An 8727-nucleotide genomic window follows, 5' to 3' on the forward strand; every position below is an offset into this window, starting at 1 on the left:
GCGCCACGCTCCCGCTGTCTGCGCGCGTGGGTAACGAAACCTTGCCGGTTGGCGTGGTCCCCTGGGGCGAGGCCGAAACGGATTCACCATGTCCGCTCCTGAGACCCCCGCGACCCAGACGTCCGCGACGCAGCCCCCTGCCGCCCCGGCGCCCCCCTTGAGCCGACGCCACCGCCTGTTCGCCGCCGGCTTCCGGGCCATCGCGGCGAGCCGGGCGGACCTTTGGCTCGGGCCGGTGGCGCGCGGGCGCGGGCTGATCCTGACCTTCCACCACGTCCGCCCCGGGCGTCCGGGGCCCTACGACCCCAACGGGCTCCTGGCCATCACCCCGGATTTCCTCGACCGGACCCTGGCGCTGGTGCGCCGGCGCGGCTTCGAGATCCTTGGCCTCGACGCCCTGCCGGAGCGCCTCGCCGCGGGCGGGCGCCCCTTCGTCGTCCTCACCTTCGACGACGGCTATCGCGACAATGCCGAACACGCGGCCCCGATCCTGCGGCGGCACGGGGCGCCCTGGACGCTGTTCGTCACCAGCGACTTCGCGAGCGGACAGGGGCGCCTGTGGTGGCTCGAACTGGAAGAGGCGATCCGCCGCCTGGATCGGGTCCGGGTGCCGGAGGCGGGCCTCGACCTGCCGGCCCGCGACGCCCACGAGAAATCCGCCGCCTTCGCGGCCGTCTATCGGCGGCTGCGGTCGGGCCCGGAGGCGCGGCTCCTTGCGGGTATCGCCGCCCTCTGCGCCGAGGCCGGCCTGGCGCCGGGGCGCATGGCCGGCGGGCTCTGCCTGTCCTGGTCCGAGCTGCGGGATCTCGCCCGCGACCCCCTCGTCACCTTCGGCGCCCACACGATCAGCCACCCGATGCTGGCCAAGCACGGCGAGGCCGTCGCACGCCGGGAGATCGCGGAGGGGCGGGCGCGGATCGCGGCCGAACTCGGCCGCCCGGTCACGCACCTGTCCTACCCGGTGGGCGATCCGACCTCAGCCGGCCCGCGCGATTTCACCCTCGCCCGGGACCTCGGCTTCGCCACGGCGGTCACGACCCGGCCGGGCCACCTCTTCGCCGCCCATGCGGATCACCTGCACGCGCTGCCGCGGGTCTCGGTGAACGGGCACCACCAGACGGAGGCCGCGCTCTCGGCCCTGCTCTCGGGGGTGCCGTTCCTGGCCTGGAACCGGGGCCGCCGGCTCAACGTCGCCTGAAGCCCTCAGCGCCGGCGGCGGTGTCGGCGAGAGGCGCGGCTCTCGCCGCCCGCAATGGCGAAGCTGACGCTCTGGCGGCCGTGGCGGGCATGGCGGCCGCGCCGCGTGCGATGGCCGATGGAGGCGATCGCCGCCCCCGTCGCCGCGGCGCTCGCGGCGATGCTCTGGGGGATCGCCGCCAGCGCGTTGGCAACCTCGGCCGAGGCGGCGCCGGCGGAGACGCCGCCGGCGACGTTCCTGGCGGCCGGGCCGAACAGGGCGAGGCACTGGTTGTAGGCGAGGTCGTTCTTCAGGCGCTCGCAGTCGGAGACCGAGCGGGGCGCCCCCTGCGCTTGCGCGGGACGCACCGCCAGGAGGGGGAGGGCCGACAGGATCGCGAGGCCGAGCAGAAGCGAGGGCGTGCACAGGCGTGGCATTGAGCGGGACGACGGCCTTTTAACGAATGACACGGCGCGTGTCTGGCGCCCGAGTGCGGCGAAAACCCGACGCCGGCCGCCGTTTTCTTGCCGGTCCGGAGGTTCTCCCCGGTTCCGGCACCCTCAGCCCCGATCCCCGGCGTCGTTCTTGCCCATCCAGCTGATGAGCGGCATCAGCGGGAAGATCCAGGCGATGCCCAGCAGGGCGTAGAGCACCGCCTGCACGGCCGCCGGGGTCTCGGAGATCCGGCTGTCGGCCAGCGCCATGGCCAGCGGCGCGTAGATGATGATGAAGGCCAGCATCACGATCGTGCCGATCAGCGAGCGGGTGCGGCGGCGCATCGGCTTGGTCCTCGAAGCGAACGGGTGTCTCCCAGGGGGGGGGGGTAGAGCGCCGGGCGAGCGATGGCAACGGCCGGGCCCGCGACCCTTTTCGCACCCTGCCCCGGGGCTTCTTTCCAGGCTCCTTGCCGTAACCCTTCGCCTCAGAGCTCCGCCGAGCGGTTCGACAGCTCCATCCGCAATTGCCGGGCGGCCTCCTGCAGGGCGGCGTCGCGGCGGCGGCGGGGCCGGGGCACCGTCACAGGCATCTCGGCCGCCAGCCGGCCGGGGCTGCCGGCGAGCACGACGACCCGGTCGGCAAGGGTCACGGCCTCGTCGATGTCGTGGGTCACGAACAGGATGGTCTTGCCCGTCGCCGCCTGGATGCGCTGCAATTCGTCCTGAAGGCCCTCGCGGGTGAAGCTGTCGAGCGCCGAGAACGGCTCGTCCATGAGGAGCACGTCCGGGTCGACGGCCAGCGCCCGGGCGATGGCGACGCGCTGGCGCTGGCCGCCGGAGAGCTGGTGCGGCCAGCGCTGGCCGAGGTCGCCGAGGCCCACGAGGTCGAGCATCGCCTGCGCCTTGGCCAGGCGCTCGGCCTTGGACAGGCCGCTGCCCTCGAGCCCGAAGGCGACGTTGGCGACGACCCGCCGCCAGGGCAGCAGCCGCGCATCCTGGAAGACCAGGGCCATCGGCGTGCGGCAGTCGGGGCGGGCGCGGAGGCGCACGGTGCCCGAGCTCGGCTTGGCCAGGCCGATCAGCACGCGCAGGACGGTGGACTTGCCGACCCCGGATTCGCCGACGATGACGAGGAACTCGCCGCGGGCCACGTCGAGGTCGAGGTCCTCCAGGATGACGGTCCGGGTGCCGGCGCGCGCGTAGGCGAGGCTCAGGCCCGCGATGGAAATGATCGGTTCAGGCGTGATCGATTCGGGCATCTCAGGCGCGCCACCGTAGGAGCCACCCCTGGAGGGCGACGAAGGCCGTGTCGAACAGGCCGTAGAGGGCGGCCATGGTGAGCATGTAGACGACGACGATGTCGGTGGAGAGCAGGCTGGAAGCCTGCATCATCCGGGCGCCGACGCCGGGCACGCCGAAGATCTCGGCGGCCACCACCGCCATCCAGGCCTGGCCCAGCGCCGTGCGCAGGCCGACGAGGATGCCCGGTGTCGCGGCCGGGAGCAGGATCTTGGTGAGCCGGGACCAGGGCGAGCCGAAGCCGAAGGCCTGCGCCACCTCGACGAGGTCGCGGTCGACGCCGCGCACCGCCCCCTGCGTCGCGAAGAAGACGATCCAGAACACGCCGATGGCGATGATGAAGACGGCGGCCTCCGGCTGGACGCCGAACCAGATGATGGCGAACGGCACCCAGGCCAGGCCGGGAATCGGACGCAGCAGGCGCACGATCCAGGCGGTGGCGGCTTCGAACCAGCGGAACATGCCGCTGAGGAGGCCGAGGGCGATACCCGCCCCCGCGCCGACGGCGAGGCCGGTCACGTAGTGGCTCAAGCTCGACAGCACCGCCTCACCCCAGACGCCGAGGCGCACCTCGTTGAGGAAGGCGGCCGGGATCGTGCTCGGCGGCGGCAGGAAGGCCGGGTTGATCAGGCCGAGGCGCGGCATCGCCTCCCAGAACAGCAGGAAGGCGAGGAGTCCGGCCGCCGCCAGGGCGGTGGAGCGCAGGGCCATCATGGCCGGCGCCCCGGCAGGCTGCGGGCCGGACCGGAGCGGGGGCGGTGCCGCGGTAGGAGGGGTCTGGGGGTCATCGGGCTCGTGGGTTGTGAAGGCATCGCGGCGCAGCCGGCCGGAGCGGATGCGGAGGGGCGGGTGGGGGCATTCAGGCCCCGCCAGTGGCGGCGGCGCGGGTCCGCGGCCTCACGACGGAGGCGGTCTCGCGGGACCGGCCGGGCGCTGGGCCACCCTGGGCCGGGCCGGTGGAGGCGAACAGGCCGGTGGAGGCGAACAGACGGTGACGCCCCACAGGCCTCCGCAGCGCCGCGATCGCGCCGGGTGCGCCGACGCGGCCGGCGCGGCGCGCCCGCGCCAGGGCGACGTCGTCATCGTCGCGGAGGCCAGCCAAGCCCGCGACCGCGTGATCCGCGTCGCGGAGGCGCCGTGCGAACGGGTCGCCGATGAAGCCGGCCGTGCCGGTGAGGAAGACGCGCATGGGGTCCCTGGCGGCCGTCCGAACCGGGTCGAGCCTGTCCCCGACCTACACGCAGCGCCGCGCGACCTCAAGAAAGCGGGGGGCCGCCTCCATAGGCCCGCCGACCCGGAGGCCGTTGGGGTCCGTCATCGCTCCCGGGGGCTCCGTCGGCGATTGTCCCGGCGGGGGTTCGTCGTGCCGGAAACCCGCTTGCACCCCCCGTCATCCCGGGGCCGCGCCGCTCGGGATCCAGACACACAGGTGGTGCAGGACCATCGACGGGCGGCGCCCCTGGATCGCACGCCGCTGCCCCTTCGGGTCCGGGCTCGCCTGCGGCGCCCCGGAATGGCGGCGCGTCCTCCCCTGCGATCACCCTGTCCACGGGGGGCCGCGTCGGGCTGGATCGACCCCTGGGAACAGGGGGGTGGGACGCGATGCGCCCTCGTCGTCAGAACACGTGCCGCAGGATGACGAACAGCCCGCCCGCCAGGGTGATGGCGGCCGGCAGGGTCAGCACCCAGGCAAGCGCCATGTTGCGCACGGTGGCGACCTGCAGACCCGAGCCGTTGGCCGCCATGGTGCCGGCGACGCCGCTCGACAGGATGTGGGTGGTGGAGACGGGCAATCCGTAGAGCTCGGCCAGCCCGATGGTGCCGGCGGCCACCATCTCGGCCGAGGCGCCCTGGGCGTAGGTGAGGTGGGTCTTGCCGATGCGCTCGCCCACCGTGACGACGATGCGCTTCCAGCCGACCAGGGTGCCGAGGCCGAGCGCCAGGGCGACGCAGACCTTCACCCAGGTGGGGATGTAGCGGGTGCCGTCGTTGAGCAGGCCCTCGTAGGCCTTGAGTACCTTGCCCTCGGCCTCCGGGAAGCCGGCGCCGGCGGCCGGCAGCAGCCGCACCGCGTCGGCGGCGAGGTACATGTCGTTGCGCAGGTTCGGGGTGGCGGCGGCCGGCACCTGGCGGATCGCGCCGTGGCGCTGCACCGAGGCGGCGATGTCGTCCGAGAGGGCGGCCAGCGCCGCATAGACGGCGGGGGTGTTCAGCGCCTTCGTCCGCAGGGCCTCGCTGACCTGCGCCCGGGCGGCCGCCGCATCGGGACGGGCCGCACCCGCGGCCCGGGCGGCGAACACCGTGCGGGCGTCCCGCGACTGCTGCACGAAGACCGGCGTCATGTCGTCCGACATGGTGCGGTTGAGGGCGTAGGCGGTGGGGGCCGCGCCGATCAGGATCAGCATGATCAGGCCCATGCCCTTCTGGCCGTCGTTGCCGCCGTGGAAGAACGACACCAGGGTGCAGGTGAGGATGAGGAGGCCGCGGATCCAGAGCGGGGGCGGGGCCTCGCCCGCGGGGGCCTCGTAGAGGTCCCGGCGCCGGACCACCGCCTTCATGGCCACGAGCAGCAGGGCCGCCAGGACGAAGCCGAGGACGGGTGAGAACAGCAGCCCCTCCAGCACCGTCACGGCCTGTCCCCACTCGACCCCGGAGGTGCCCTGGCCCTCGGGCGCCATCAGCTGGTTGGCGAGGCCGACGCCGATCACCGAACCGATCAGGGCGTGGGAGGAGGAGTTCGGCAGGCCAAGCGCCCAGGTGCCGAGGTTCCACAGAATCGCGGCGATCAGCAACGCGAAGATCATCGCGTAGCCGGCGGACGAGCCGACCTGCAGGATAAGCTCCACCGGCAGCAGGGTGACGATGGCGTAGGCGACCGCGCCGGAGGACAGCATGACGCCGAGGAAGTTGAAGGCGCCAGACCAGATCACCGCCACCACCGGCGGCAGTGCGTGGGTGTAGATCACCGTCGCCACCGCGTTGGCGGTGTCGTGGAAGCCGTTCACGAACTCGAAGGCCAGGGCGATCAGGAGGGCCAGGGCGAGGAGGGCGAAGGCCCCCAGCGCAAGCGGCGTCTCGCCGACCGCGTTCATGTCGTGGATCAGGCTGTAGCCAGCATAGGCGAGGCCGCCGAGGAGGACGAGGGCGAAGGCCAGGAGGCCCGAGACGGGGATGCGGCCGTCGAGGTTCGGGCCCGGGCGGCGGCCCGGTTCCGCCTGCGGCACCGGGCGGAGTCCGGGGGCGATCGCATCGGCCATGATTCGGGTCTCCCGGCTGGGCGATCGCCGCTGCGGGTCGATCCCGGCAGGATCCCCGCGCGTCCCGGGCTCTATGACGGTTCCGTCTCAGGACGATGACAGCCGGTGGCCTCCTGGCAGCGGCCGGGATGAAACCCATTCTTGGTTCGTAACGGCTGCCGGCCCGGCCCGCAGCGGCTCAAGAAAGCGGCCCGAAACCTGTGCGCTGCAACACACACATGCGTCAGCACTTGTTTGCCGAGGGGCAAACCCCAGATATAAAAGCATCATGACGCTGTCGCGTCCGGTCTGGCCGCGCTTCCGACCTGCGCAAGGTCCGCGATTCTTCCCATTCATGTCCGCGGGTCGCCCGCTGTGTCCATGCAGGGGAGAGGCCCTCCCGAAGGCGATACGCTCCCGATCCGTCACACGCCGCAGGGCCCCGCCCGCGAAAGCCAGTCCGCGAGTCATTCGATCCATGAACCAGCTTGTCCGCATGTCACAGGTCGGCGAGGCCGATGCCATCGCCGAACCCTCCGCCGAGTTGCGGGTGCCGTTCGCGCAGTCCGGTGCCTTCGTGTGCAAATTCATCATCGGCGAGCCCAACGACCGCGCCGTCTGCTGCGGCGCCCCGGCGCCGGACGGCAAGAGCTGGTGCGCGTTCCATCGCCGCATCGTGTTCGAGCCGGCCCGGCCCGGCCGCCTGCGCTGATCCGCAGACGTCCCATCGCGCGCTCACCCCAACCCCGTCGGTCCCCCCGGCGGGGTTTTCCTATGCGGAACCGGTCGCATCCTAGTCGTCGCCCTCCTCCTCGTAGGGGCGATAGGTGCGCAGGCGCCGGCCGTCGGGGAACTCGACGCTGCGGGACCGCACCACGAGGTACCCGGCCTCCTGGGCCTGGCGGATCCGTCGGGCCCGGTCGTCCTCGTACCCGAACGGGCCAGTCGATTCCGGGACGACGCCGTAGCTGTAGCGCATCACCGGCGGGCGCGTCGTGACGCGGCGGACGGCGGGGTCCTGGCGGTCTTGGGCGCGCGCCACCGTCCGGACGGCAGGACGACGCGACGGGGATGCCGCCGGGCGCGCGACCCGCACGCGTGCTTGGGTATTCCCACGCGCGCTTTTCGGCGTCCGGACCGCCGCGTGCGTCGGGCGCCGCGCCTCGGCAGGCGCCGCGGCCGCCTGCTCGGGCGCCTCGGGCTTGGTGACCGGAGCCTTGGTCTGCGAGGATTTGGCCAGCGGAGCCTTGGCCAGCGGAACCTTGGCCAACGGAGCCTTGGCCTCGTCGGTCCCCCGGGGCGGCGGGTCGGTCCAGGTCCGCCCGGAAGCGGAGGACGGTGGCGTCTGCGCATGCGCCAGGACGGGCAGAAATCCCAGCATCAGAGCGAGGAACCCGAGGCGGCGGGGGGCTGCGAACGTCATGGGAATCTCCCAAGGAGTCTTACGCTGCAATCGATGTTCATGCCGCGCCAAGATCTGCGGACCGTCCACCGGCGGAGACTTGGCGGATCGGACGCCGACATTGGCCCCGTCACGGGAAACTTAGCGAAACCTTAAGAGTTCGTCCACGTACGGCAACCACCTGGGTGCCGCAGGACACAGCTGTCCGCGAGGGCCCGGCATCTGGCCTCGCCGCTCCAGGCATGGGAAAGGTCGGGCATCCCGGCATTGCCGTGGAGCCCCCCGCGACCATCTTCGTTGACGCTCCACCGGCGTACCCGGCATGGAGAGGAGAGCCATTTCATGAGACGACTTCCGTCGGTCCTTGCCCTCGCGGCCAGCACGGCCTTCGCCGCCCAGGCGGCCCTCGCGCAGCCCGCCGCCCCGGCGGCGCCCGCGGAGGCAGCGCCCCCTGCGGCCCCGCAGACCTTCGAGAGCCCGATCCAGAACGGGAAGGGCGAGCCCATCGGCAAGATCATGATCCGCGACGGCGCCAGCTCCCTGGTCATGCGCGTGACGATCCAGCCCGGCGGCCTGCCCCCCGGCTGGCACGGCATCCACTTCCATGCCGTGGGCGATTGCTCGGACACCGCGAAGTTCGAGAAGTCGAAGGCTCACGTGAACCACGACCAGAGCAAGCACGGCCTGCTCAATCCCGAGGGTCCGGACGAGGGCGACCTGCCGAACGTCTTCGCCAATGCCGACGGATCGGTGAACGCGGAGGTGTCGAGCGAGACGCCGCTGACCGGCGAGGGTGCCCTCAAGGACGGCGACGGCTCGGCCCTGATCATCCACGCCAACGAGGACGATCACACCACCCAGCCCATCGGCGGGGCCGGCGCCCGCATCGCCTGCGCGGTGATCAAGTAGGCCTTCGTTCGACCCCGCGGAGCCGAGGGCTCCGCGGGGTGCGGGACGACGCTACTTCTGGACGACGCTGACGAGCTTGGCGCCACGCGCCTTCCGCTCGGGCAGGGCGTTCTTGACGGTCTGGAGGATGCCGGCGGCGTCGAGGCCGGCCTCGGCGTACATGGCGTCCGGCGCGTTGTGGTCCTGGTAGGTGTCCGGCAGCGTCAGCGTGCGCACCCGGACCCGGCCCGCATCCAGCGCCCCCCGCTCGGCCAGCAGGTGCAGCAC

Annotated in this window: 10 protein-coding genes and 1 pseudogene; 3 read left to right on the top strand and 8 right to left on the bottom strand. The window is 72.6% G+C overall.

What is annotated here, in order from left to right; all coding sequences use genetic code 11:
• Window positions 1–88 precede the first annotated feature (88 nt).
• Entirely contained in the window at window positions 89–1198 is a 1110-nt protein-coding gene (locus ASG63_RS19560; RefSeq protein WP_082501143.1) for a polysaccharide deacetylase family protein, read from the top strand.
• A gap of 5 nt (window positions 1199–1203) precedes the next feature.
• On the opposite strand, the gene ASG63_RS19565 is transcribed toward ASG63_RS19560, so the two are convergent.
• The 6 genes from ASG63_RS19565 to ASG63_RS19590 all read right to left on the bottom strand — a co-directional run bounded on the left by ASG63_RS19565 (window position 1204) and on the right by ASG63_RS19590 (window position 6170).
• Window positions 1204–1614 carry a hypothetical protein gene (locus ASG63_RS19565; RefSeq protein WP_056220377.1) on the bottom strand — a complete coding sequence of 137 codons (411 nt, stop codon included), beginning with the start codon at window positions 1612–1614 and terminating at the stop codon, window positions 1204–1206.
• 123 nt (window positions 1615–1737) lie between these two features.
• Entirely contained in the window at window positions 1738–1956 is a 219-nt protein-coding gene (locus ASG63_RS19570; protein WP_056220380.1) for a DUF2842 domain-containing protein, read from the bottom strand.
• Between the two features lie 143 nt (window positions 1957–2099).
• Window positions 2100–2873 carry an ABC transporter ATP-binding protein gene (locus ASG63_RS19575; protein WP_056220383.1) on the bottom strand — a complete coding sequence of 258 codons (774 nt, stop codon included), beginning with the start codon at window positions 2871–2873 and terminating at the stop codon, window positions 2100–2102.
• 1 nt (window position 2874) lies between these two features.
• Window positions 2875–3627, bottom strand: a complete 753-nt coding sequence (locus ASG63_RS19580) for an ABC transporter permease (RefSeq protein WP_056220386.1) — start codon at window positions 3625–3627, stop codon at window positions 2875–2877.
• A 145-nt stretch (window positions 3628–3772) separates the two neighbouring features.
• Window positions 3773–4102, bottom strand: coding sequence for a hypothetical protein (locus ASG63_RS19585; RefSeq protein WP_056220389.1), 330 nt, complete (start codon window positions 4100–4102; stop codon window positions 3773–3775).
• A gap of 427 nt (window positions 4103–4529) precedes the next feature.
• Window positions 4530–6170 carry an inorganic phosphate transporter gene (locus tag ASG63_RS19590; RefSeq protein WP_056220393.1) on the bottom strand — a complete coding sequence of 547 codons (1641 nt, stop codon included), beginning with the start codon at window positions 6168–6170 and terminating at the stop codon, window positions 4530–4532.
• A 457-nt stretch (window positions 6171–6627) separates the two neighbouring features.
• Here ASG63_RS19590 and ASG63_RS19595 point away from each other — a divergent pair, with 457 nt between their 5' ends.
• On the top strand, window positions 6628–6861 hold the full coding sequence (locus ASG63_RS19595) for a GcrA family cell cycle regulator (RefSeq protein ID WP_055951417.1): 234 nt from the start codon (window positions 6628–6630) through the stop codon (window positions 6859–6861).
• An 81-nt stretch (window positions 6862–6942) separates the two neighbouring features.
• Here ASG63_RS19595 and ASG63_RS19600 read toward each other — a convergent pair whose 3' ends face one another.
• A complete protein-coding gene (locus ASG63_RS19600; protein ID WP_056220396.1) occupies window positions 6943–7572 on the bottom strand; it encodes a hypothetical protein in 630 nt (209 codons plus the stop codon).
• A gap of 321 nt (window positions 7573–7893) precedes the next feature.
• Here ASG63_RS19600 and ASG63_RS19605 point away from each other — a divergent pair, with 321 nt between their 5' ends.
• On the top strand, window positions 7894–8460 hold the full coding sequence (locus ASG63_RS19605; RefSeq protein WP_056220398.1) for a superoxide dismutase family protein: 567 nt from the start codon (window positions 7894–7896) through the stop codon (window positions 8458–8460).
• Window positions 8461–8511: 51 nt separating this feature from the next.
• Here ASG63_RS19605 and ASG63_RS19610 read toward each other — a convergent pair.
• Window positions 8512–8727, bottom strand: a pseudogene (locus ASG63_RS19610) (1-deoxy-D-xylulose-5-phosphate synthase); the annotation flags it as partial.

The organism is Methylobacterium sp. Leaf94, from assembly GCF_001426045.1.
In the GTDB taxonomy this organism is placed as follows: Bacteria; Pseudomonadota; Alphaproteobacteria; order Rhizobiales; family Beijerinckiaceae; genus Methylobacterium.

Bases quoted from the DNA above. Each gene is read 5' to 3' on its own strand.
- ASG63_RS19560 (WP_082501143.1), top strand. From the start codon at position 89: ATGTCCGCTCCTGAGACCCCCGCGACCCAGACGTCCGCGACGCAGCCC.
- ASG63_RS19565 (WP_056220377.1), bottom strand. From the start codon at position 1,614: ATGCCACGCCTGTGCACGCCCTCGCTTCTGCTCGGCCTCGCGATCCTG.
- ASG63_RS19570 (WP_056220380.1), bottom strand. From the start codon at position 1,956: ATGCGCCGCCGCACCCGCTCGCTGATCGGCACGATCGTGATGCTGGCC.
- ASG63_RS19575 (WP_056220383.1), bottom strand. From the start codon at position 2,873: ATGCCCGAATCGATCACGCCTGAACCGATCATTTCCATCGCGGGCCTG.
- ASG63_RS19580 (WP_056220386.1), bottom strand. From the start codon at position 3,627: ATGATGGCCCTGCGCTCCACCGCCCTGGCGGCGGCCGGACTCCTCGCC.
- ASG63_RS19585 (WP_056220389.1), bottom strand. From the start codon at position 4,102: ATGCGCGTCTTCCTCACCGGCACGGCCGGCTTCATCGGCGACCCGTTC.
- ASG63_RS19590 (WP_056220393.1), bottom strand. From the start codon at position 6,170: ATGGCCGATGCGATCGCCCCCGGACTCCGCCCGGTGCCGCAGGCGGAA.
- ASG63_RS19595 (WP_055951417.1), top strand. From the start codon at position 6,628: ATGAACCAGCTTGTCCGCATGTCACAGGTCGGCGAGGCCGATGCCATC.
- ASG63_RS19600 (WP_056220396.1), bottom strand. From the start codon at position 7,572: ATGACGTTCGCAGCCCCCCGCCGCCTCGGGTTCCTCGCTCTGATGCTG.
- ASG63_RS19605 (WP_056220398.1), top strand. From the start codon at position 7,894: ATGAGACGACTTCCGTCGGTCCTTGCCCTCGCGGCCAGCACGGCCTTC.